Source organism: Sphingomonas sp. GC_Shp_3, from assembly GCF_026540945.1.
Taxonomy (GTDB): domain Bacteria; phylum Pseudomonadota; class Alphaproteobacteria; order Sphingomonadales; family Sphingomonadaceae; genus Sphingomonas.
The window spans coordinates 72,768-95,570 of the sequence record NZ_JALNUT010000004.1 but is presented as its reverse complement, the minus strand read 5'-3'; the positions used below and the strand labels follow the sequence as shown (position 1 = coordinate 95,570).

The 22,803-nt window shown below is 67.7% G+C and carries 22 protein-coding genes and 1 tRNA gene; 12 read left to right on the top strand and 11 right to left on the bottom strand.

Annotated elements, in window-relative coordinates; translation table 11 throughout:
* Window positions 1-11: 11 nt before the first annotated feature.
* Window positions 12-3,035: a glycosyl hydrolase family 28-related protein gene (locus OXR00_RS11085; protein ID WP_267388287.1), complete on the bottom strand. Its 3,024-nt coding sequence runs from the start codon at window positions 3,033-3,035 to the stop codon at window positions 12-14.
* Window positions 3,036-3,282: 247 nt separating this feature from the next.
* Between OXR00_RS11085 and OXR00_RS11080 the strand changes: the two genes are divergently transcribed.
* Together OXR00_RS11080 and OXR00_RS11075 are read left to right on the top strand one after the other, a co-directional pair.
* A complete protein-coding gene (locus OXR00_RS11080) occupies window positions 3,283-3,783 on the top strand; it encodes a gluconokinase (protein ID WP_267388384.1) in 501 nt (166 codons plus the stop codon).
* A 15-nt stretch (window positions 3,784-3,798) separates the two neighbouring features.
* Window positions 3,799-4,689 (top strand): alpha/beta hydrolase, encoded by an 891-nt coding sequence (locus tag OXR00_RS11075; RefSeq protein WP_267388286.1) that lies wholly within the window; start codon window positions 3,799-3,801, stop codon window positions 4,687-4,689.
* A gap of 3 nt (window positions 4,690-4,692) precedes the next feature.
* Here the strand turns inward: OXR00_RS11075 and OXR00_RS11070 are convergent, their stop codons facing one another.
* The 3 genes from OXR00_RS11070 to OXR00_RS11060 all read right to left on the bottom strand — a co-directional run bounded on the left by OXR00_RS11070 (window position 4,693) and on the right by OXR00_RS11060 (window position 7,094).
* On the bottom strand, window positions 4,693-5,379 hold the full coding sequence (locus OXR00_RS11070; protein ID WP_242150431.1) for an FCD domain-containing protein: 687 nt from the start codon (window positions 5,377-5,379) through the stop codon (window positions 4,693-4,695).
* A gap of 43 nt (window positions 5,380-5,422) precedes the next feature.
* A complete protein-coding gene (locus OXR00_RS11065; RefSeq protein WP_267388285.1) occupies window positions 5,423-6,769 on the bottom strand; it encodes a gluconate:H+ symporter in 1,347 nt (448 codons plus the stop codon).
* A gap of 115 nt (window positions 6,770-6,884) precedes the next feature.
* Window positions 6,885-7,094 carry a hypothetical protein gene (locus OXR00_RS11060; RefSeq protein ID WP_267388284.1) on the bottom strand — a complete coding sequence of 70 codons (210 nt, stop codon included), beginning with the start codon at window positions 7,092-7,094 and terminating at the stop codon, window positions 6,885-6,887.
* 40 nt (window positions 7,095-7,134) lie between these two features.
* On the opposite strand from OXR00_RS11060, the gene OXR00_RS11055 reads away from it, so the two are divergent.
* From OXR00_RS11055 to OXR00_RS11040, 4 genes are all read left to right on the top strand, one after another.
* Window positions 7,135-7,368 (top strand): LuxR C-terminal-related transcriptional regulator, encoded by a 234-nt coding sequence (locus OXR00_RS11055; RefSeq protein ID WP_267388383.1) that lies wholly within the window; start codon window positions 7,135-7,137, stop codon window positions 7,366-7,368.
* A gap of 25 nt (window positions 7,369-7,393) precedes the next feature.
* Complete coding sequence (locus OXR00_RS11050; RefSeq protein ID WP_267388283.1) at window positions 7,394-8,500, top strand: Gfo/Idh/MocA family oxidoreductase; 1,107 nt, start codon at window positions 7,394-7,396, stop codon at window positions 8,498-8,500.
* The gene (locus OXR00_RS11045; protein ID WP_267388282.1) at window positions 8,497-8,982 is read left to right on the top strand and encodes a cupin domain-containing protein; all 486 of its coding nucleotides are present in this window, start codon (window positions 8,497-8,499) and stop codon (window positions 8,980-8,982) included. Before OXR00_RS11050 ends, OXR00_RS11045 begins: the two co-directional genes overlap by 4 nt.
* Before the next feature lie 90 nt (window positions 8,983-9,072).
* Window positions 9,073-9,660, top strand: a complete 588-nt coding sequence (locus OXR00_RS11040) for a CDP-alcohol phosphatidyltransferase family protein (protein ID WP_267388281.1) — start codon at window positions 9,073-9,075, stop codon at window positions 9,658-9,660.
* Here the strand turns inward: OXR00_RS11040 and OXR00_RS11035 are convergent.
* From OXR00_RS11035 to aepX, 4 genes are read right to left on the bottom strand one after another with little or no spacing between them, the layout of a single operon-like run.
* A complete protein-coding gene (locus OXR00_RS11035) occupies window positions 9,637-10,725 on the bottom strand; it encodes a 2-aminoethylphosphonate--pyruvate transaminase (RefSeq protein ID WP_267388280.1) in 1,089 nt (362 codons plus the stop codon). The genes OXR00_RS11040 and OXR00_RS11035 overlap by 24 nt on opposite strands.
* Window positions 10,722-11,681, bottom strand: coding sequence for a flippase-like domain-containing protein (locus tag OXR00_RS11030; protein WP_267388279.1), 960 nt, complete (start codon window positions 11,679-11,681; stop codon window positions 10,722-10,724). The genes OXR00_RS11035 and OXR00_RS11030 overlap by 4 nt, the downstream gene beginning before the upstream one ends.
* Window positions 11,678-12,814: a phosphonopyruvate decarboxylase gene (gene aepY, locus OXR00_RS11025; RefSeq protein ID WP_267388278.1), complete on the bottom strand. Its 1,137-nt coding sequence runs from the start codon at window positions 12,812-12,814 to the stop codon at window positions 11,678-11,680. Before aepY ends, OXR00_RS11030 begins: the two co-directional genes overlap by 4 nt.
* Window positions 12,814-14,442 carry a phosphoenolpyruvate mutase gene (gene aepX / locus OXR00_RS11020; protein WP_267388277.1) on the bottom strand — a complete coding sequence of 543 codons (1,629 nt, stop codon included), beginning with the start codon at window positions 14,440-14,442 and terminating at the stop codon, window positions 12,814-12,816. Before aepX ends, aepY begins: the two co-directional genes overlap by 1 nt.
* An 85-nt stretch (window positions 14,443-14,527) precedes the next feature.
* Between aepX and OXR00_RS11015 the strand changes: the two genes are divergently transcribed.
* From OXR00_RS11015 to OXR00_RS11000, 4 genes are all read left to right on the top strand, one after another.
* A complete protein-coding gene (locus tag OXR00_RS11015) occupies window positions 14,528-15,289 on the top strand; it encodes a phosphocholine cytidylyltransferase family protein (protein WP_267388276.1) in 762 nt (253 codons plus the stop codon).
* A 1-nt stretch (window position 15,290) separates the two neighbouring features.
* Window positions 15,291-16,064, top strand: a complete 774-nt coding sequence (locus tag OXR00_RS11010; RefSeq protein WP_267388275.1) for a phytanoyl-CoA dioxygenase family protein — start codon at window positions 15,291-15,293, stop codon at window positions 16,062-16,064.
* Window positions 16,065-16,181: 117 nt separating this feature from the next.
* Window positions 16,182-17,279 carry a histidine kinase dimerization/phosphoacceptor domain -containing protein gene (locus OXR00_RS11005; protein ID WP_267388274.1) on the top strand — a complete coding sequence of 366 codons (1,098 nt, stop codon included), beginning with the start codon at window positions 16,182-16,184 and terminating at the stop codon, window positions 17,277-17,279.
* A 2-nt stretch (window positions 17,280-17,281) separates the two neighbouring features.
* Window positions 17,282-17,731: a response regulator gene (locus OXR00_RS11000; protein ID WP_267388273.1), complete on the top strand. Its 450-nt coding sequence runs from the start codon at window positions 17,282-17,284 to the stop codon at window positions 17,729-17,731.
* 3 nt (window positions 17,732-17,734) lie between these two features.
* Here OXR00_RS11000 and OXR00_RS10995 read toward each other — a convergent pair whose 3' ends face one another.
* Together OXR00_RS10995 and OXR00_RS10990 are read right to left on the bottom strand one after the other, a co-directional pair.
* Window positions 17,735-20,230 (bottom strand): ABC transporter permease, encoded by a 2,496-nt coding sequence (locus OXR00_RS10995; protein WP_267388272.1) that lies wholly within the window; start codon window positions 20,228-20,230, stop codon window positions 17,735-17,737.
* Window positions 20,227-20,946, bottom strand: a complete 720-nt coding sequence (locus tag OXR00_RS10990; RefSeq protein ID WP_267388271.1) for an ATP-binding cassette domain-containing protein — start codon at window positions 20,944-20,946, stop codon at window positions 20,227-20,229. Before OXR00_RS10990 ends, OXR00_RS10995 begins: the two co-directional genes overlap by 4 nt.
* On the opposite strand from OXR00_RS10990, the gene OXR00_RS10985 reads away from it, so the two are divergent.
* On the top strand, window positions 20,931-21,593 hold the full coding sequence (locus OXR00_RS10985; protein ID WP_267388270.1) for an arylesterase: 663 nt from the start codon (window positions 20,931-20,933) through the stop codon (window positions 21,591-21,593). The two genes, OXR00_RS10990 and OXR00_RS10985, sit on opposite strands and share 16 nt — an antisense overlap.
* A gap of 62 nt (window positions 21,594-21,655) precedes the next feature.
* On the opposite strand, the gene OXR00_RS10980 is transcribed toward OXR00_RS10985, so the two are convergent.
* Window positions 21,656-21,741: transfer RNA gene (locus OXR00_RS10980), tRNA-Tyr, on the bottom strand.
* A gap of 232 nt (window positions 21,742-21,973) precedes the next feature.
* Between OXR00_RS10980 and rlmB the strand changes: the two genes are divergently transcribed.
* On the top strand, window positions 21,974-22,726 hold the full coding sequence (gene rlmB / locus OXR00_RS10975; protein ID WP_267388269.1) for a 23S rRNA (guanosine(2251)-2'-O)-methyltransferase RlmB: 753 nt from the start codon (window positions 21,974-21,976) through the stop codon (window positions 22,724-22,726).
* The last annotated feature ends 77 nt before the right edge of the window (window positions 22,727-22,803 follow it).

The following is a 22,803-nucleotide window of genomic DNA, read 5'->3' as shown; positions in this document are numbered from 1 at the left end:
CCATTTATGTTTTAGATCTGAACCGCATAAAGCGCGTGGTGTGTCAGGATGAACAGCGTGCGCCTGTCGGTGCCGCCGAGCAGCAATTGCAGCGGGCGTTCCGGCACGTCGATACGACCTAGCGGCTTCCCGGCCACGTCATAGGCGAACACCTGCCCGTTCGCGATGAAGACGCGGCCCTCGCTGTCGGTCGTCACGCTCTCGCCGCCACGATCAGCGAAGACCTTGAGATCGCTTAGTGCGCCGCCCGTGCCAACCGTAGCGGCATAGGTGCGCGCTTCGGATTCGTTGCTGACCAGGACACGTTCTCCGGGCTTGGCAGAGGTAAAGCCGTACGCATCGAGCGTGTCGGAGAAGCGCCAGCCGACGTGATCGGTCGGGCCCTGCTGCCATACGCGGAACGCAGGCAACGCAAGGCTATTGTCCGGGGAGCGATACTCTAGCGGCTTTGGCATGCCGGCATCGCGCGCGAACATCTCGGCCAGCGTGGTAAAATGGTCGGTCGCCGGATCATACTGGTCGCGGAACTCGCCGTTATTCCACCAGTTCACCGGCAGCAGTGTCGTCGCCGCACCGCCCGCGACCGGCGTCGGCGCGATGACCTTCAGTGCTTCGCGCGGGGCATCGGGATCAAAGCTGTAGACGGTGCCCTGCGGACCCAGCGACGACAGCACCAACAGGTGCCCCGAGCGATCCACCGCGAGGTTGACCGGATCGAGTGCATTGTCGCGCACCACCTCCAGCCCCCGCGCGGCCGTCCAGCGGTAGATACGTTGGAAGCGATGCTCGACAAAATAGAGCGCGCCCTTTGCGTCGACCGCGCCGCCGGAGATCGACCAGAAACCGTCCTCCAGCTTCCGCAAAGGACCCGTGCCCGGCAACGTCGCCGGCGTGACCGCGGCGGGCGTGGCGGCCACGTCGAGCGCGGCGAACTCCCGCTCGCGCATTTCGAGGTGGTGCGTCTTGTCCTGTATCGCATTCTCGAACGGGAACTTGCTGGCGCGAAGATAGGTGCCACAGCCGGCCTCGTCGCAGCTCGCGAAACCGCTCTCGGCGTTCACGTGCACGTTGCGGAAGCGGATATCGCCCGAATTGAACAGCTTCACCGCGCTCGCTGCCGGGTGGAAGGTGCGGGTCACACGGTAGGAGTGATAGTTCGCCAGCAGGATGTTGCGCGAGTTGCGAATCTCGAAGGATACCGCGTCCATGCCCTCTGGCACTTCCTGTTCGGTCTGTGGGGCGAGGAACTCCCAGTTCTCTACCCCGTCGAGCACGATCTCGTTGCGGACATGGTGTTCGTTGGACAGTTCATAGACGTGGCTCGGCGTCTTGGTGTTGGACACGTAGAACCCGGCCTGCGCGAAGGTGTCGGGCGACCAGATCGCGGCGAACGTGCCACCGCCGCCATCGGCGACCCAGATGCTCGGATATTGCGCGTCGATCCGGTTGTCGGCGACCGGATCGCCGCTATGCGCGGACAATGCGTTTAGAGGCTTGCCGTCGGCGGTGGGCGTGCCGCCGCCGCCCATGATCTTGACGTCGTCGATCAGCGAGTCCGCGCCCGCCTTCCACAAAATCGCACTGGCGCGCGGGTTGACGCGTCCAGTGAACAGCCCCAGCCCGGAAACGATGTTGCGCCCACCTGAGGGTGCGGACAGGATCGGGGCGACCGTACCGACGCCGGCGTGGCCGGGATCGTTGTCGGGAATGACAATTTGGGTGATCGCCGGATGCAGCCCGAGCAACACAGTGTCGGCGCGCAGGTTCAGCGTACCGCGCACCATGTAGAAGCCGGCCGGGAAATACAGCACGCGGTGGGTGTCGATCGCGCGCTGCAGCGCGGCGGTGTCGTCCGTCTGCCCGTCGCCTTTCGCACCGAGCGTGCGCACATCGTTCCACTGCGCGACCGGCGGCAGCGGCCTGATCGCGGCGGTGCGTTGGACGGGAAGTTTCGCGAGCGGGGTAATCTGGCTGGTGGTGGCGGTGGTGCCCATCTGGCCAAGGCCGGGCACCGCCAGACCGTGGCTGAAACTCGCTACCCGGTAAGCCGCCCCTGCTCCCGTCACCGTCCGCCCGCTCTCGCGGAAGCGCGCGAACACCGGCGTATTCCGCGCTACCGCATTGTCGAAGCCGATCTGCGTGAACGGGCTGTTCTCGCTCGAGATGATGACGCCCGCCTTCGAGACGTTCTCGAATCGCACATCCTTGCCCCACAGCGAGTCGCTATAGCCCTGGTCGATATCGATCCCGACCGGCGTGTCCCGGATCGCGACGTTGACGAGGGTCAGGTCGACCTCGTGTTCACGGATCGCCGCCGCGCGCTGGCCGGTAAAACTGGAGTCGATCAGCGTGAACTGCCAGGCGGGCGAGGTCTTCTCGGTAACGATACCATAACGGCCGCCGAAGAAGTGCACGTCCTCCATTTCGTTACCGGCCTGGTAGATGCCGGCGAAGCCCGAGCCGAGCCGGAAGTTCATGTGGCTGAGGAAACCATGCTGCGCGAGCCGGAAGCGGATCGCAGCGGCGGCGGAGTTACCTTCACCAAGCTCGATATCGACGTTCGACATGGCCGAATAGAAGGTGCCGGAATTGGCATCGCGCACGATTTTACCGGCGGGGACGATGCCCGGCACCGGTACCGGCACCTTGCCGACCTGATACTGGTCGCCGCCGGTGAACACGATCATCATCGCGAGCCCTGACTGGAAGCCGGGCGTGTTGTCGCCCAGCACCAGCACGGGTCGCGTCCTGCCGACACCGAAGATGCGAACCCCCGCCGGCACCAGCACCGTGCGGCTGATCCGGTAGCGGCCCGAGGGCAGGAAGACGATGCCGTGCCCGGTCTTGTCACGCGCCGCGTCGAGTGCGGACTGGATGGCGGCGGTATCGTCCGCACGGCCATCGCCGACGCCTTGGACGGTCACCGCGCGGGGGTCGGTCGGGGCGGTCACGAGTGCCGACGGCGTGGGCGCGGCCGATGCGACGTGGGGTACGCCCAGAAGCACCGCCGCCGTCATCAACCAAACCGTCTTCATGCCGTCCTCCGCTCGCGCCCGTCTCTTGCGGCCGGCGTCGATTGCACTCGATTACGGCGCAAGCGATCCGCGAACATCCGCGACCAAGGTCGTAGTTCCCGCAAGCGGCGGTGCGGCCGATATGCTCGTACTCGCGCGCCCTCAGGATCATTGCCGGCGCGTGCCCGTTGGGAGGGGCTATGGTTCGAGGCACATCGTGATTGCGGCAGTTCCGGATGGCGCGCTTGCGCCCGTGGCGATCGTCGTCATGGGGGTCAGCGGCAGCGGCAAGTCGACACTTGGCGCGCTGCTGGCGGAGCGGCTCGGCTGCGCGTTCCTGGAGGGTGACGCGTTTCACGCGCGCGAGGCGGTGGCGATGATGCAAGCGGGTCATCCGCTTTCCGACGAGGATCGCTGGCCGTGGCTGGACCGCATCGGTGCGGCGCTCGCCTCGGAGGTCGCCGCGCATGGCGTCGTGGTGGCGGCGTGTTCAGCGCTGAAACGGGTGTACCGCGATCGGCTTGCCGGAGCGCTCGCTGCGCCGGTGCGCTTCGTGCTGCTTGATAGCGATGCCGAAACGCTGCGCGGTCGCGTGAGCCACCGTGCCGGACATTTCATGCCGCCAAGCCTGCTCGCCAGCCAGCTCGCCACGCTGGAACGCCCGCAACCGGACGAGGCCGCGCTGATCCTCGATACCGCCGCCACGCCCGAGCACCTCGTGCATGCGGCGATGACGTGGCTTGCGGCGTCACGCACGGCGCGGCCCTGATACAGGAGAACTAGCATGAGGATCGCGTCCGCACTTCTGTTCGCAACGGTCACACTGGCCGGCCCTGCGGCTGCGCAGGCGCCTGCGGCGCCACCCGCCGTCGCGCTGTGGCCGCAGGGCGCACCGGGTTCGGAAGCCCGGCGCAACGAGCCCGAGATCGTCGAGAACAGCTATGTCCGCAACATCCACCAGCCCTCGTTGACGATCTTCCGCGCCGACGCCGCACATGCCAACGGTGCGGCGATCATCGTCGTGCCGGGTGGTGGCCACCGCATGCTGGTGTGGGTCAACGAAGGCGTGCTGCCGGCGCGCACGCTCAACCGCTTCGGTGTCACGACGTTCGTGTTGAAGTATCGCCTCGCGCGGGAGGCCGGGTCCAAATACGATATCGCACGCGACGCCGCCGCCGATGCCCGCCGCGCGGTGCGATGGGTGCGCGCCCATGCCGCCGAATACAGCGTCGATCCGCACCGCATCGGGCTGATGGGCTTCTCCGCTGGCGGTGAACTCGTGTCGATGGTGGCGGACGCACCCGCGCCGCCGATCGCCAAACCGGACGCGGTCGACCGCACCGATGGGCGGCCCGATTTCCAGGTGCTGATCTACCCCGGCCCGCTCGGCATCCCGGTACCGGCAGCGGCGGGCGCACCACCGGCGTTCCTGGCGGCGGGCACGCTCGACCAGTGTTGCGCGATGCCGACCATCACGCTCTATCAGCAGTTGCGCGCAGCCGGCGTGTCGGCCGAACTGCACCTGTTCGCAGATACCGACCACGGCTTCAACGTCGCCGCTCATTCCGAAAGGGTGAGCTTGGCGCACTGGCCGGATCGGCTCGGCGACTGGCTGAGCGATGGCGGCTGGCTGCGCCCAGGCGGCGGCGCGAAGCCTACGCCGAGCAGTTACTGAAGGTCACGCCTCACCCGGTAACAACCGCTTGCGTCCTTCCGACAGGTGCCAGCGCATCGCCAGCGCGGCGGCGTCGCAATCCTGCACGCGGATCGCCTCGACGATCATCTCATGCTCACGCATCATCACGCCGATGACCTGCGGGGGGCGCGAGCGTGAAATGTCGACACCGGCGCGCATCACGCGCTCGATATCGCCGAACAGCGCCTCGAACGCGAGGCCGAAGGCAGGGTTGGCGGTGGCGGCGGCGATGCAGCGATGGAGCGCCATATCCTCGGCATGGGCGGGTGCGTTCGACAGCAGCGCCTCGCGCAGCCGGTCGAGCGCCGCCTGGATCTCGGCCATCTCCTCGGTCGATCGCCGCGCCGCCGCCAGCCGCGCCGCCTCCGCCTCCAGCACGAAGCGCACCTCGTAGCTGCCCAGCGTAGAGGACATTTCGGCCATCGGCAGGTACGTCATCAGCCGTTCCGAGGGGCGGCTCTTGACGAACGAACCGGCGCCGCGCCGCGCTTCGGTGATGCCGTCCGACGCGAGCCGGACCAGCGCCTCGCGCACCATCGTGCGCGAGATACCGAACATCTCCGCCAGCCGCGCCTCGGACGGTAATCGGTCACCGACATCGAGCGCGTCGGCCTTGATGATCTCGACGATACCCGCATAGGCCTTGTCGGCGAGCCGCTGCTCGGTCATGCCCCCTCCCCGTTGCCGGTCGCCTTATCGCGCAATCGGCAGTTCACAGGAAGTGGCTGGCGATTAGGATGAGAACCAGCCCCACCACCGAGATCGCCGTCTCCAGCAGCGACCAGGTGCGAAACGTGCCCGCCATGTCGGTACCAAGGTAGCTCTTCACCAGCCAGAAACCGGGATCGTTGACGTGGCTGAAGAACACCGACCCCGCGCCGATCGCCAGCACCGTCCATTCCGGCGATACGCCCGAACTGACCACCAGCGCGGGCATGATGCCGGCGGCGGTGATGGTGGCGACGGTGGCCGAACCGATCGACAATCGGATCGCCGCCGCCAGCAACCACGCCACCAGCAGCGGCGACAATGCACCATGGCTGGCGAGCCGGGCGAGCAGATCGGAAATGCCGGCCTGCACCAGCACCTGCTTCAACGCGCCGCCAGCGCCGATCGCGAGCAGGATCGTCCCCGCCGGCGCCATCGCCTCGCTCCACACCGCCTCCTGCACTGACCGGTCGAACAGACGGCGCCCGAACAATAGCGGCAGCGCGGCGAGGCATGCGATCAGCAGCGCCAGCACCGGGTTGCTGGCGACGCTCGCCCACGCGAAACTCGCCGCCACCGGCTTGGGCAGCAGCGCCTCCGCCTGACCGCCAGCGATCAGCACCACCGGCATCAGGATGACGATCAGCGCACGGCCGACGCCGGGCTCCGGCACGTCGAGCCTCGCCGCCGCCAGCACCGGCGGCGCGATCCGCACGCCGCGCGCGGTGAACTTCGAGAGCAGCGGTCCGGCGATGATCGCGGTCGGGACGCCGACCAGCAAGCCGTAACCGATCGTGCGCGCGAGGTTGGCGTGCAGCGCATCCACCGCAAGCAGCGGCCCCGGATGCGGCGGCACCAGCGCGTGGACCACACCGAGCCCGGCGATCGCGCAGAGCATCAGCGACAGCTTGGCTTCGTCACCCTTGCCCTTGACCGGCAACGCCGCCGCCGCCGTCACGACGATCGGCAGCATCAGCACCAGCCCGGTTTCGAAGAACAACGGCAGGCCGATGACCAGCCCGGCGGCCAGCGCCGCGAAGGGCGCGCCGGCCACGCCCGACGCCCTTAGCGCGGCACGGGCAAGCCCCCCCGCCCCGTCCGACAATTGCAGCATCGCACCGAGCGCAAGGCCGAGCGCGACAACCAGGCCGGTGCCGCCGAGAATGTCGCCGACGCCCTTCTGCACCGCCTTGGCAGTATCCGCGATCGGCATGCCCGACAGCAGCCCGACCGCGAATGCGCCACACAGCAGGGCGACGAACGGATGCAACCGCCCCCGAATGACGAGGATCACCGAAAGGGCAATGCCGATGATCGCGGCACCGATCAGCCGTGCGTCGGTTTCGATCATCGCCGCGCCACCGCGCGCGCGCATTTCAATCGACAGGTTTCGAAGCGCAAAGCCAGCTCTCCCTTATCGTACCACGGTCGTCCCTTATCGGGCGCCACGGCATCACTCCCGACAATCAGTATGACAGCATTTGCGTGATCGCCATCGAAAAGTCGCGGCTGCAGCGGCAATTGTGGCTGGAATGTTGCTTTGCCGCTTGAGTCTGTCCAACAAATTCCGCTAATCTCCCTGCATAGGCCGACTCGATCGGCGTCAAGACCGGTGCAAGCCGGCTGGCAGTTGGGGCGAAGTCGAAAGGCAGCGCTTCACAGGGATGAGGTGACATGATGGCGATCCTTACCGAAGACGAAGCGTCCCAAAGCGGAATGTGCGATCCGCGCGAGCGGAGCGTGCATCTCACGCCGACACAGCGCAAGGTTCTCGATGGGGTACATTCGGGCCGCCTCAACAAGCAGATCGCGTTCGATCTCGGCATCGCGGAGGCGACCGTGAAAGCGCATATGACGATCCTGATGCGCAAGCTGAACGTCCGCAACCGCACACAGGTCGCCATCGTCGCGGAATCGATGAACGCCGGGCGCAAGGCCGCAGCCCGCTGATCCACGCCAACGGACGGAGAACGATATGGAACTGGGAAGACGCGACCTTCTGCTCTCCGCGGCCGCCGTCATCGCGGGCTCCAGCGGGGTGGCGCGAGCGGTGCCGGACCGACCGCTTGGCTATGCGATCGTCGGGCTGGGGAGTTACGGACTGAAGGTCATCATTCCGCAGTTCGCCAATTGCGCGCACAGCCGCCTCGCGGCGGTGGTGAGCGGCGATCCCGCCAAGGCGCGGCGTGTCGCAGCCGAACACGGCCTGCCTGAGCGCGCGATCTATTCCTACGAAACGTTCGACACGATCCGCGACAATCCCGATGTCGACATCGTCTACGTCTGCCTGCCCAACTCGATGCACGCCGAATACACCGTGCGCGCCGCCCGTGCCGGCAAGCACGTGATGTGCGAGAAACCGATGGCGGTCTCGGTCGCCGAATGCGAGACGATGATCGCGGCATGCAAGGCCGCCAAGCGCAAGCTGATGATCGGCTATCGCTGCCATTTCGAGCCGTTCAACCTCGAAGCGATGCGGCTGGCGCGCACCGGCACCGCGGGCAAGATCCGCTACGTGCGGTCCGAACATGGCTTCGTGCAGCGTGATCCGTCGGTGTGGCGGCTCAAGCGCGCACTCGCCGGTGGCGGGTCGTTGATGGACATGGGCATCTACAGCCTTCAGGCGGCGCGATACATGACCGGCGAGGAACCGATCGCGGTGACGGCGCGCGAATCCACCGACCGGCGCGACCCGCGCTTCACCGAGGTCGAGGATATCATCGACTGGACGCTGGAGTTCCCCTCCGGTGCGATCGGCAGTTGCCAGTCGATGTATAGCGCCAACCAGAACCACATCCTCTTGATGGGCGACAAGGGCCGGGTCGAGCTTGAACCCGCGACGCGCTACGACGGCAATCACATGTGGATCGGTAAGGATGGCCGCGAGCAGGAGGTGACACCGCCGCCGGGACCGGGCAAAACGCAGTTCGCGGGGCAACTCGACCATTTCGCCGGATGCGTCCGCTCCGGCGCGGAGCCGATCGTATCGGGTGAGGAAGGATTGCGGGACATGCGTATCGTAGAGGCGATCTATCGGTCGGCGCGTGAAGGCCGGACCATTCGGCTGGATCAACGCACATGAGGTGGCGGACCACCTTGGCGGTCGTGGCGCTGCTGGCGCTGGCCTCCTCCGCGTCGGCGCAAATCACGAGCGGCGCATCCGACAGCTTCGCGGGCGCCGGCGACGTGCGTGCCGAAGTTGCGGCAATGGCGGCGGCGATGAAGCCGGGTCAGGGCTTCGCCTGGCATCCGTTGCTGCGTGATGGCGAGCGGGTGGCGGCGTTGGAATATTGGAAGAAGCCGGGACGTCCGGCGGTGCACCCCGATCAGGCGGAATATGCGACGGTGATCGCGGGCGCGGGGACGCTGGTGATGGGCGGTGCGCTCGACAAGCCGGTCGTCGTCAAACCGGACCTGACCGAAGGTGATCGCATCGTCGGCGGCACCACTCGTACGCTGGGTCCGGGCGACGTGTTCCTGATCCCGGCCGGCACGCCGCACTGGTTCGGCATCACCGGCGATCATCTCGTGCTGTTAGGTATCAAGCTGCCGACGAAACGCTGACGCAGCCGCGCCGACGAGGCGGCGCGGTGTTTCACTTGCAACCTACTGCGAACGCATGTCATTAGCGCCGGCTATGATCCGGAACCCGCAGTGAGCCACGACACCGTCATCCACCGCATCGTTCGGCCCGCCGTGCGGGTCGCCGCGCGATCCGGCGTGTCGCCGAACCAGATTACCACCGCTCGGCTGATTTTCGGCGTGGCCGCCGCGCTGTGCTTCGCGAGCGGGACGTCGCTGTGGCTGGCGATTGGTAGCGCCGTGTTCGTGCTGTCGATGCTGCTCGACCGTGCGGATGGCGAACTCGCGCGGCAAACCGGGCAGATGAGCAAGGCCGGCCATCGCTACGATCTCGCCGCCGATTGCCTGGCGAGCATGGCGGCTTTCATTGGCCTGGGTGTCGGACTTGCCGGCGCGCACGGGGCGGTGGCGATCTGGATTGGTGTTGCCGCCGGGGTCGGCATCGGCACGCTGTTCGCGGAACTCAACGTGCTGAACGTGGCGAGCGTGCGCGGCTACACGCTGGCGCCCGGCATCGTCGTCGACCCGGACGATGCGATGATCCTGATGCCGGTGCTGATCTGGCTCGGCCTCGCGTGGCCTACGACCATCGCTGCTGCCGTCATCACGCCAAGCGCGGCGATCGCGCTCGCGCTGTTAGGCTTGCGTCGCAGCCATTAGAGCAGGCGCAAGCGCGGTGGCGAGGCGCCGGAAATCGCCCGGCCCTACCGCGCCGATGCAGCCGATGCGGAAGGACTCTCCGCGCGTCAGCTTACCGGGGTAGATCACGAAGCCGGCCTCGGCGAGCGCGCGATAGAACAGCTCGAACTTGAAACGCGGCGGCGACCGGAACGTCACGATGATCGGTGCCTGCACCGCGCGATCGAGGTAGAGTTCAAGCCCAAGCGCCTCGGCGGCGGCCAGCAACGTCTCGAAATTGGCGGTGTAGCGCGCCAGCCGCGCCGCACTGCCACCCTCCGCTTCCAGCCTGCGCAACGCCTCGACCAGCGCGGCGACGACCTGCACCGGCGGCGTGAAGCGCCACTGTCCGTTCGCCTCGAAGCCTTGCCACTGCGCGTGCAGGTCGAGGCTCATCGAGGCGCTTCGCCCCGCGCAGGTCGCCAGCACGGCGCGATCGACCAGCGCAAAGCCAAGCCCCGGCGTTCCTTCCAGACACTTGTTGCTGGAGGCGAGGATCGCGGCGGCGGGCAAAGTCGCGAGGTCGATCGGTAGCGCCCCGAAGCTCGCCATCGCATCGACGATCAGCAGGCGCCCGGCCTCCGCCACCACCTGCGCGATCGCTGCAAGCGGATTGAGCAGGCCCGTCGTTGTCTCGACATGCACCACCGCCACGTGGGTGATCGCCGGATCGGCGGAGAGCCGTGCCGCCACTGCCGCGGGATCGATCGGCGCGCTCTCATCCCACCGCATCGCCTCGACCGCGTGCCCGAGACCGGCAGCAATCGCCGCCATGCGCTCGCCATAGGCGCCGTTGATGAGCACCAGCAGCCGGTCTCCCTTCGCCAGCAACGTCCCCGCCGCCGCCTCCAGCACATAGGTGCCGCTGCCCTGGATCGGCACCGCGACGTGGCTTGCGCCACCGTTCGCCACATCGACGAGCCGCCGCCGCAGTTCCGCCGTCAGCGCGATGAACGCCGGGTCGCGCGATCCCCAGTCGTCAAGCATCGCGTGGCGCACCGCCGGATCGGTGGTGAGCGGTCCGGGGGTGAGCAGCAGCGGCGTCAAGATACGGTTCCTTCCCTTGCGGCGGCGCCATGCCGCGCCTCCAGCCGGTGCCACAGCGCGAGGCCGGGCAGGCCCAGCGCGAGTTCGCGGATGCGGCGAATCAACGACAGCGCCAGCGCCTTTTGCGGCGGAATACCGAACATCCCGCAGATCACCAGATACCCGCCCTCCTGCACGCCCAGCGCACCGGGGACGAGAAAGCCGACGCTGCGCACCGCCTGGCCCAGCCCCTCGACGATCATCGCCTCGCGGAACGAGGCGTGCACGCCAAGAACATGCAGCGCGGCATAGGTTTCGATGCCGCCGAGCAGCCATGACGCGAGGTGCCAGAACCCGGCGGCGGCCAATCGGCGCGGCTGCCGGTAGAGCGCCAGCACCGCCACGTTGAGGCCGACGAGATCGCGCCCGCGCGTCCAGCGTGTCACCAGACGCTCGATCAAAGCTAACAGGCCAAAGCGCTGCGCGGCGACGAGTGCGACCGCGAGCAGCACGGTGATCGCGGTTACGCCGGCGGCGAGCGGCAGTTCGGCACCTCCATGTGGCCCGGCCACCAGCAGTGCCACGCACAGGATGGTGAACACCGCCTGCGTGGCGCCCTCCACCGAAAGATCGACCATCGTCGCGGCCATCGCATCGGCTAGCGTCGGCCCACGCTGCGCGAGGAGGCGAGCGCGCACCACGTCACCGCCGAGCTGCGCGACCGGCAGCAGCGCGTTGACCGATTCCCGCACCCACCGCAGCGCGTAGAGCCACCCGAACGCCTCGCGCCGCTTGAGCAGCACGCCCCAGCCGATCGCAGAGGCGACCGTCTGCGGCACGTGCAGCAGCACGACGACGGCGATGCCCCATCCCGCCTTCCCGATCGCGCCGAGGATGGCGGACAGATCGTTGGTGGCGATCAGCGTGGCGGCCAGGACCAGCCCGATCCCCACCGCGATGATAGCGGAGCGTTTCACCCGGCGAGGAATGCCTTGAACCGGCGCGCGACCGCCTGAGGGGTGACCGTCGGGCGGCCGAGCGTCGCCATCGATCCAGGTGCGATGCGTAGGTGGATCATCGCCGGCCGGCCGACGGCCGTCGCCTCGCGCCAGGCCTGTTCGAACCCGGCCAGGTCGTCGCAGGACGCGGCGTAGCCATAGCCGCAAGCCAGCGCCACCGCGGCGAAGTCGACCGAGGCAGACACCGTCGCCTGCCCGCCGGTCGAATCGTGCACACCGTTGTCGAGCAGCAGGTGGATGAGGTTGGCCGGGGCTTCGGCACCGATCGTCGCGAATGTGCCGAGCTTCATCAGTGCGGCGCCGTCGCCGTCGATCACCACCACGCGCTTGTCGGTGTTGAGCGCGACGCCCAGCGCCATGCCGGATGCGCCACCCATCGAGCCGACCTGATAGAGATGCTGCTCCCGATCGGCGAGCGTGAACAGTTCACGGCCAGCCTTACCGGTGGTGGCGATGACGGCAGTGGCGTCATCGGTGAGGGCAAGGAAGCGTTCGAGTGCGGCTACGCGGGTCGGCCGCGTGCCGCCGGTGCGGTAATCCGCGCGCCGTCCCGGTGCCGGCAGCGCGCGCGGCGGCTGGTCGAGCGCGGTGTCGGCAACGTCGCCCTTGGCCATGACGAAGGCGAACGGAAGCTGCGTCTCGTCCATCGCCGCCACCGCCGCCCGCAACCGCCCGGCGATCTCGCCTTCGGTGTTCGGGAAGGCTGCATGCCCGATGCCCATCAGGCCGAGCAGATCGTGGGTGATCTCGCCCATCACGACATGCTGCGGCTCATCGGGTTCGCCCGGGCGACCGCGCCATGTCGTCACCAGCAGCGTCGGAATCGCGAACGGCGCGTTCAGCGAGGTGAGCGGGTTGACCATGTTGCCGAGGCCGGAGTTCTGACACATCGCCACCGGGTTGCGGCCAGCCAGCCACGCTCCCGCCGCGATCGCCACCGCCTCGCCCTCGCTCGCCGCACCGACGTAGCGCAACGCGCGGTTGGACAGCACACCGTTGATAAGCGGCGTCAGATAACTGCACGGCACGCCCGTGTAGAAATCGAACCCCGCCGCCGATGCCTCGGCCATGAAGGCTTCCGCGGTAATCATCAGGTGAAGTTGCGCGCGTCGGCGACGTCGGCCAGCGTGTTGACGTCCATCCAGTGCCCGACAAAGTATTTCACGCGCACCGGGTGCTTCGCCGCGATCCGGCTGAGCAGCAGCGGCAGATCGGCGGTTTCGAGCAGCCCCTCTGCCTCCAGCGCGGCGATCTCTTCGCGCAGCCACGCCGTCCCGGTCGCGCTGAAGCGCGCCAGGCCGACCCACTCGCCGCTCGCCTCGGCACCGAGGTCGCTGCCCATCCGCAGCAACTGCGCGGGCGCATCGTCTAGGTAATTGCCCGAGAAGCCGTGATCCGCCAGCACCAGATCACGCTCGCGCGCATCGCTGCGCTTCGACGCATCGACGGCGAGTACGACATCGGCCGCGCTCGAAAGCAGGCTTTCGAGAATGTAGTTGCGGAACAGCACGTCGCCGTAGGACACCACCAGCTCGCCGGACAGCACGGCGTCCGCCTGTGCCAGCGAATAGGCCTCGCCCGTGTCGGCGAAACGATCGTTGTCGACGGTGCGGATGCCCTTCAGCGCCACCGCCTCCTTGGCGAAACCGCGCACCACCGTCACGTCGCGCACGCCGCTGTCGGCGAAGGTCGCGACCGCGCGCGCGAGCAGCGACTGGCCACGCACGTCGATCATGCACTTGGGCCGGTCACGCGTCAGTTCGCCGAGGTCACCGCCCGACGCCGCCAGCACCACCGCGCGCGGGCGCGGCGTTTCGGGCAGATACCGGCGCTCGGCCTCCTCCAGTTCGGCGTTGCCCATCAGGCGGAACACCTCTTTCACCGGGGTCACGCGCCCCTCGACGTTCACCAGCGACTGCTCGTCGTGGATCATCCGTGCGGTCTCGCGCATCGCGGCGATCGACGCGCGCATCAGATGGTTGGCCCAGATCACGGTCGAGATGCCCGCTTCGCGGAACAGGTCGGTCGGGGTCGGGTAGTAGGTGGTCGGCACGATCACCACCGGCGCGCGATTGCCCCAGCGACGGCAGAACTCGAAGATTTCCTTGGCGTCGGTCTTCTTGGAATGGATCAGGATCGCGTCGGCGCCGGCGGCGTGATACGCCTCGGCGCGGCGCAGCGCCTCCTCCATCGGCCGGCTGGAAATCAGCGCCTCGACGCGCGCGACGAGGATGAAGTCGTCGCTGGTCTGGCTATCCTTGCCCGCCGCGATGCGACCGCAGAACTCGTTGATCTCGGCAAGCGGCTGCTCCTCGCCGATGAACGAGTTGGTCTTGGGGAACAGCTTGTCCTCGATGCAGACGCCGGCGATGTTGCGCTCACCGAGCTTGCGGACCAGTCGGCGGACGTTGTTGAAGTTGCCGTAGCCGGTGTCGCCGTCGACCAGGATCGGCAACGTGGTCGCGTCCGCCATATACTCCAGCACGTCGAGCACCTGCGTCCATGACGCCTCGTTGCTGTCGCGCAGGCCGAGGCTGGCGGAAATGCTGAGTCCCGACGCCCAAATGCCGCCGAAGCCCGCCTCCTCGACGATTTTCGCGGAAAGGCCGCTGTGTGCCTCCATCAGAAAGGAGAGTTCGGGGCGTTCGATCGCATGGCGCAGCGCAGACGCGCGCGATTGCGGTGCGGGGCTGATGAGGCCGCTGGACAGGTCGTTCATAGTCACAGGTCTTTCCGTGATCGCATTGATGTCGCGGCGTAATGCTGTTTGCCGCGCGATGGCCGCTCGTTATAGATGCGCGCGCATGCAAACAAGCCAAGCCGATCCGACCGCCCCGCAACCCCGGCCTATCGTCATCCTGCTCGCCGCAGGTGTCGGGAAACGTCTCGGCGAGAGTCACGACGGACCGAAGGTGCTGCTCGACTTCGCCGGCCAGTCGCTGATCGAGCGGCACCTTGCCGCGTTGGCGAGCGTCGGCATCGACGATATCGCGGTGACGGTGGGTCACGAGGCGGATGCGCTGCGCGCGACGCTCGGAGACCGCGCGACGACGGTGTTCAATCCGCAATACCGTGAGGGCAGTCTGGTGTCGCTATGGGTGCAGCGCGAGCGGCTACGGTCCGGTCGCGACGTGCTGCTGATGGACGGTGACGTGCTGTACGATGCGCGTATGTTGGGACGATTGATCGCCGCGCCGGGCGAGGCGGTGCTGCTGGTCGACCGCGAACTCGAACCCGGTGACGAACCGGTCAAGGTGTGCTTTCGCGGCGAGACGATGGTCGATTTCCGCAAGCGCCCCGAACATGCCCATGACTGGCACGGCGAATCGGTCGGCTTCTTCAAGTTCGCGCCCGACATGGCGGCGAAACTCGCCGATGCGTGCGATCGCTATGTCGCCGCTGGCAACACCGCCGTCGAATATGAAGAAGCGATCCGCGATCTGATGCTCGCCGATCCTGCCGCGTTCCACTATGTCGATGTGACCGACCTGCCGTGGACCGAAATTGATTTCCCCGAAGATGTCGACAAGGCGCGCGACACCATCCTGCCGCAGTTGGGGGCCTGATATGTCGCTGCACGACCCTGCCCCGCTCACCGCGCAAGACCTCGCGCATTTCGCCGAGACAGGCTGGCTGGTCCGGCGCGGGCTGTTCAGCACGGCGCAAGCCGGCGAGATCGCGCGCTGGACCGACGAACTGGTCGCGCTGCCCGAAGTGCCGGGCCGCCACATGGTCTATTACGAGGACAGCCTGACCACGCGGGGTGAGCGCGTGATGCAGCGGATCGAGGATTTCTGCCCCTACCACGCTGAATTCGACAACCTCGTCCGCCACGGCAGCCTCGCGGCGGCGGTGGCGCAGTTGCTCGGCGGGCCGGCGGTGCTGTTCAAGGAGAAGATCAACTTTAAGAAAGCGGGCGGCGCAGGATTCGAGCCGCATCAGGACCAGCAAGCAGGTTGGACGACCTATGCGCCGATGTTCGTCACCGCGCTGGTCAGCATCGACCGCGCGACGGTCGAGAACGGATGCCTCGAGATGACGACCGCGCCGCGCCAGACGCAGATGATCGGCGCGGAGTGGGAACCGCTCACCCCTGAGCAGATGGCGGCGTTCGACCTGATCTCGATCCCGACCGAGCCCGGCGACGTGTTGTTCTTCGACAGTTATGCGCCGCACGCTTCCAAGCCGAACCTGACCGACGCGCAGCGCCGTATCCTGTATCTGACGTACAATGCCGCATCGGACGGCGACCATCGCCGCCGCTATTATGATGAGAAGCGGGCGAATTTCCCGCCCGATATCGAACGCTTGCCCGGCGCCAAATACGTTTTCCGGGTCTGACGCGCGGCGGTGGCCGGCCGGTAACCCACAGAGATTTGCGCATGCGACGGAACGGAACGTCGCGCCTGCCCCTTTAACGTGGGTTAGAGACGCTTGGTCTCTGAAACGGGAGGCAGCGTGAAGCAGCGCGACGACTGGCACATTACCGATACCGTGAAGCACGAGCTTGGCCGTGGCGATCCGTTCGCCGCCGCCGTTCGCGCCACGCGCATGCCGATGGTCGTCACCGATCCTGGCCAGCCCGACAACCCGATCGTATTCTGCAACGAGGCGTTTCAGAAGCTTTCGGGCTATGAACGTGACGAGATCATCGGACGCAACTGTCGGTTCCTGCAAGGTCCGGAGACGGACCGGGATGCGGTTCGCTCGGTGCGTGAAGCGATCGAGGCGGGCACCGATATCGCGGTCGATCTGCTCAACTACCGCAAGGACGGCACGACGTTCTGGAACGCACTGTACCTGAGCCCCGTTCGCAACGGTGAGGGCAGGATCCAGTTCTACTTCGCATCGCAGCTCGACGTGTCGGACCGGGTCGAGGCACAAGCGGTTATCCAGCGGCAGAAGATCGAGGTCGAGCGCGAGGTCGAGCGGCGCACCGCCGATCTGAAAGCGGCGCTCGAAGCCAAGACCCTGCTGCTGCATGAGGTCGATCACCGGGTGAAGAACAACCTCACCATGATCGGCTCGCTGCTGCGGCTTCAGGCGCGCACCATCGCCGACCCGGAGATCAGCGACAAGCTGAACGCCATGCTTGAGCGGGTCGATGCCTTGGCCACGGTCCACCGGCGGCTCTATCAGTCCAGTGACGTGACGCGTTTCGATGTCGGCGCGTTCGTAGCGAACCTGGTCAGCGATGTCGTCGGCGCAAGTGGCCGGAGCGACATCGGCGTCAACATCGATGTTGACGTGATCGAGATTTCCGCATCCCTCGCCACCGCGCTTGGGCTCGTCATCAACGAGGTGCTGACCAATGCGATCAAGCATGCATACGGTGATGGCCGCGCCGGTGTCCTGACGGTTTCGGCCAAGCGTCAGGAAGGCCAGGCGATCATCGCGGTGGCTGACGATGGCCCCGGAATGGCGTCGGATGCGCGCACCAATGGCCTTGGCACCGTCCTCATCAATCGCATGTCGCGGCAGGTCGGTGCGACCGCGCAGTGGGCATCATCCCCGACGGGCACGCGTGTGACGCTGTCCCTACCGATCGAGGAATGACGATGGACCGTCCCAAACCTCCGCTGGCGGTGCTGATCGTCGAGGACGAAGCGCTGCTGGCGATGGATATCGAAGCGATGATCGAAGATGTCGGCCACCGTATTGTCGGTGAGGCGGCATCGTTGTTCGAGGTGGAGGCGCTCGATGCTGCGCTTTGCCCGGATCTCGCCTTTGTCGACATTCATCTCGCGAAGGGTACGAGTGGTCTCGATGTGTCGGCACTGATCCGCGCGCGCTGGCCGCGCACGTTTATCGTGTTCGTCACCGCCAATCCCAAGAAACTCCCGGACGACTATGCCGGCGGTCACGGCGTCATCCCCAAGCCGTTTTCCCGCAACGGATTGCTCTCGGCGATGCGCTATATCGAGGAGGGCATTTGCGCGCCGCCGCCGGTGTCCCCGCAGCCGAGCAGCTTCCTTGCCTCGCCCCATTTCGCGGCAAGCTGGAACTGAGCGCTACAGCGCGCGCAAGGCTTCGCCCGGACGTGCGCGGAGCGCCGGCAGGCTGCCGAGCAGACCCGTTCCGAGCGTGACGACGACCGAGGCCGCCAGTGTAATCGCAACGACGCGCCAGTCCGGTACCCAGCCGATCGCGAAGATCCGCACCACCACGAACCACCCGGCTGCAACGCCGATGGCAAGCGCGACCGCGACCAGCACCAGCGACAGCATCGCATATTCGAGCGCCTGCGCCGCCAGCACCTGCCGCCCGCTGCCGCCGAGCAGCTTGAGGATCACCGCATCGTAACGGCGCGCCCGCCCCGACGCCGCCACCGCGCCGACCAGCACAGCGATACCCGCCGCCACCGTCACCAAAGCCGCCGCGCGGATCGCCAGCGCAACCTGACCGAGCACCGCGCCGATCTGGCCGATCACGTCACCGACCCGGATCAACGTGACGGACGGTAGCGCCCGCGCCACCTGCCGCGCGACCGCGCCGTCACGGGACGGTGGCGAATACACACTTGCCAGCAGGCCATGCGGCGCCTCCTCAATATAACCGGGCGAGAACACGATCGCGAAATTGAGGCCGAGCCCGCCCCAGTCGATCTTGCGCAGCGCCGCGATCCGCGCCGGCACGTCAACGCCCAGCACCGACACGGTGATGGTGTCGCCGATCCGGAGATGCAGCGCCTCCGCCGCCTTGTCCTCCAGCGAGACGAGCGGCGGTCCGCGATAATCGTCTGGCCACCATCGCCCCGCCACGACCGCGTTGCGCGGTGGCAGCGTCGCCGACCACGTGAGGGTGCGGTCGCCACGCAGCACCCAGGCCGCATCCGGCAGCGTCTTCATGTCGGCCACGCGCCGCCCGCGCAGCGCGACGATCGACCCGCGTAGCGACGGCACGCTTTCGATCTTCGCGCCCGGCGCGGCAGCGGTGACGGCGGTGCGGAAGCGCGCGGCATCATCGGGTTGCAGATCGATCGCGAAGAAGCGCGGTGCCTTGGTGGGGGCGGCATCGCGCAGCTCGGCGGACAGGCTGGTGTCGATCACCGCCATCGCGACGAACAGCGAGAAACCGAGGCCAAGCGCTACCACCAGCCGATCGGTCTGCGCGCCCGGCCGGTGCAGATTGGCCAGCGCCAGCCGCAGCAACGGGCGGCGCGGTCGCGGCAGGCGCGCGGCACCGCCACGGATCGCCACGCCGAGCGCCCACAGCAGCACGATCAACCCCACCACCGCCGCGACGAAGCCAAGCGCGAGCATCCGGTCCGATGCGGTCAACACCGCGAGCGCGACCAGCGCCGCAAGCAACACCGCCATCGCTGCGAGCGTCCGTAGCGACGGCAGCGTGCGAACCACCAAGGCGTCACGCAGCAGCGTCGCCGCCGGTACGTGCCGTGCGCGGGCGAGCGCGGGCAACGCGAAGACGGTCGCGACCAGCATCGACAGCAACGCCGCCGTCGCCAGTGGGAGCGGATAGAGCGCGAGCCGGGGCGGTACCGGCAGCGCCGCTCCTACCGCTGCCGTCACGATCCACGGCACCAGTGCGCCGATCGCCAGCCCGACCGCGATCGCAGCGGCCGCGACAACCCCGAGTTGCGCGAGGAAGATGGTCGCTATCGTGCTGGACCGTGCGCCCAGCACCTTGAGCGTCGCGATGATCCGCGTCTTCGCGCCGAGATACGCCGCCACGCCGCTCCCCACGCCGATGCCGGCGATGGCGAGCGCCGCCAGCCCAACCAGCAGCAGGAACTGACCGAGTTGCGCGATCCCGCGTCGCAACCCGCCGGCGGCGCGGTCGCTGGTCTTGGCCGACCAGCCAGCACCGGGGAACCGCTTGACGAGCGCGTCGCCGACCGCCTGCGCGGTGTCCGGCCGCGCCAGCGCAATCCGGTAGTGGCTTTCGTACAGGCTGCCAGGCTGAACGATCGCGGTGGCATCGAGACCGACGAGGTCGACCAGCACTGGCGGACCGAGCGCGAAGCCGGCACCGAGCCGGTCCGGTTCCGTGGCGATGATGCCGATCACGCGCAGCGGCGCCATGCCGATCCGCAGCGTATCGCCGACCTTCACCCCAAGCCGATCCGCCAGCGCGGGCGCAATCGCGATCTCACGCCCATGCGGCCGCGCGCTGATCGCCCCCGCCGCGAGCCGGAACCGCCCGACCAGTGGCCAGGCGGCATCGACGCCACGCAGGTCGACCAGCACCGGCCCGGCCGCGCGGCCGGACTCAGCCATCGCGCGTGTGGAAACGACTTCGGAGACGCGCCCGGCCGCGCCGAACGCCGCCAGTTCGGCGACGGTCGCGCGCCGCTGCGAGACGGTCAGCTCGACATCGCCACCGGCGATCTCCCGACCGTTTGCGTCAAGCGCGGCGAGGATGCTGGCGGACAGGCTGCCGATCCCCGCCAGCGCCGCGGTGCCGAGGAACAGGCACAAAGCGAGCAGCAACAGGCCACGCCCGCCCCGCCGCAGATCGCGCAGCGCCAGCCGCCAGGCGACGTTCAAGAGGCGGGCCGATCCGCACGACGATCGCCGACGATACGGCCATCGGCGAGTTCGATCACCCGTGCGCACCGCGCCGCCAGCGCGGGATCGTGGGTGATGACGAACAATGTTGCGCCGCTCTCGGCATGGCGGGCGAACAGCATGTCCATGATCGCGTTGCCGGTCGTGGTATCGAGGTTGCCGGTCGGCTCGTCCGCGAACAGCAGCGCCGGTCGCGCCACCAGCGCACGCGCGATCGCCACCCGCTGCTGCTCGCCACCGGAAAGCTGCGCGGGGTAATGCGTGACCCGGTGGGCAAGGCCGACACCGGCCAGCTCCGCCTCGGCCCGCGCGAACGCATCCCGCTCGCCCGCGAGTTCGAGCGGCACCGCGACATTCTCCAGCGCGGTCATCGTCGGCAGCAGATGGAACGCCTGCAACACGATGCCGATCCGCCCGCGCCGTGCGACTGCCAGCGCATCCTCGTCCAGCCCGACGAAGTCCAGCCCGGCCACTCGCACTTCGCCGCCGTTGGGCCGTTCCAGCCCCGCCAGCACGGCCATCAGCGAGGATTTGCCCGACCCCGACGGCCCAAGCAACGCCACGCTTTCACCCGCGTCGACCCACAGGTCGATGCCACGCAGGATGTCAACGCGCGCGGGCGGGCGACCCAGCGACAGCGAGATGTTGCGCGCGGCGATCAGCGCGCTATCGGCGGGGGATGCAGAAATGGTCACAGACGTTGCGATATGGGTGGCGGCGGGCGGTTGTCCATCTCGCACTGGCGATTGTCGCGACGCCGGCCGCCGCTAGCCCGCAGGCGCCGGTGATCTGGGCGTTCGGCGACAGCCTGACCGCCGGCTACGGCCTGCCACCCGAACAGGGCTTCACCACCCGGCTTCAGGCAGCATTGCGCCGTTCAGGGGTCGCGGCGACGGTGCGCAACGGCGGTGTCGCCGGCGATACCGCCGCGCAGGCGCGGGCACGGCTGCGCTGGGGGCTGCGCGGTTTGGGTTCGCCGCCCGATCTCGTTATCGTCGAGCTCGGCGCGAACGACATGCTGCGCGGGCTGCCGGTAACGCAGGCACGCGCCAACCTCGACGCGATCCTTACCGAGTTGCAGGCGCGTCACATCCCGGTGCTGATCGCCGGCATGCGGGCCGCGCCCAACCTCGGCATACACTACGTCACCGCGTTCGAGGCGATGTACCCGGCGCTTGCAAAGGCGCACCACGCGCCGCTCTATCCGTTCTTCCTTGCCGGCGTGGCGGGCAACCGCGCGCTGATCCAGGCGGACGGACTGCACCCGAACGCACGCGGCGTGGAGATCATTGTTGCGAGGATGGTACCGGCCGTGCGCACAGCACTCCGGTCTCGTCGCTAACGTCGACGGGCTTTGCTCACCGGCTGCTTTGGCAGGTCCGCCGGAGCCCCCGGCAGGAAGGTTGGTGGACAGGGCTGGATTCGAACCAGCGTACGCTTGCACGGGCAGATTTACAGTCTGCTGCCTTTAACCACTCGGCCACCTGTCCAGGTTGGGCCGCTAAAAAAGCGAGGCGTGCCAATGCCGATCCGGAAGCGTGCTGTCAACGGCTTAGCGGTGCAAAAATCCGCAGAGGCTTGCATGCGGGCACGCCCCCGCATACCGGACGACGAGATTTGCTGACCTCAACAAGGGTCCGCGCACCATTTCCGATCAGGACGCCCTATGAGCCTTTCCAGCACTGCCACGCCCCGTCTCGTCTCCTCAGAAGGGCTGATCTGATGGCGCGGCGTGGACATCGCCCGTCGCAGGCGCCCGCCGGCCGGCCCCGCTTCTGGGGTCGCCACGCGGTGACGGCGGCGCTCGCCAATCCGGACCGCGTGGTGCGCAAGATCTGGGCGACGCGCGAGGCGATGGCGAGCCTCGACATCCCGCCGATCATTCCGGTCACCTATGCCGAGGTCACGGACCTGGCCCGGCTGGTGCCGTCCGACGCGCCGCACCAGGGGTTGGTTGCGGAGGTCGATCCGCTCGAGGATATCTGGCTCGCCGATCTGCTCGAACAGGGTGCTGACGACAAGCGGCCGCTGCTGGTGCTCGATCAGGTTACCGACCCGCATAACGTCGGCGCGATCCTGCGCTCGGCGGCGGCGTTCGACGCGCTCGGCATCGTCACGCCCGACCGGCACGCGCCACCCGAGTCCGGCACGATCGCCCGCGCGGCGTCGGGTGCGCTGGAAATGGTGCCATGGGTCCGGGTGGTGAACCTCGCGCGCGCGCTCGACGAAATTGCCGAGGCCGGCTTTTGGCGGGTGGGGCTCGCGGGCGAGGCTACGCAGACGCTGAACGAGGCAATGGGGCAGCAACGTGTCGCACTGGTGCTCGGCGCCGAAGGTGAAGGCATGCGACAAAACACCGCCACGCATTGCGACGAGCTCGGGCGGCTGCCGATCTCGCCGCGGATGGAGAGCCTCAACGTCTCCAACGCCGCCGCGATCGCGCTATATGCTGCGACGACGCGGGTTATGTCCTGACGGATCTGCTGGGCATCCAAACGGTGCCCGGCGTTCTCGCGCGATGAACGTTTCGGTCTGAACGTCTCTTGTACATC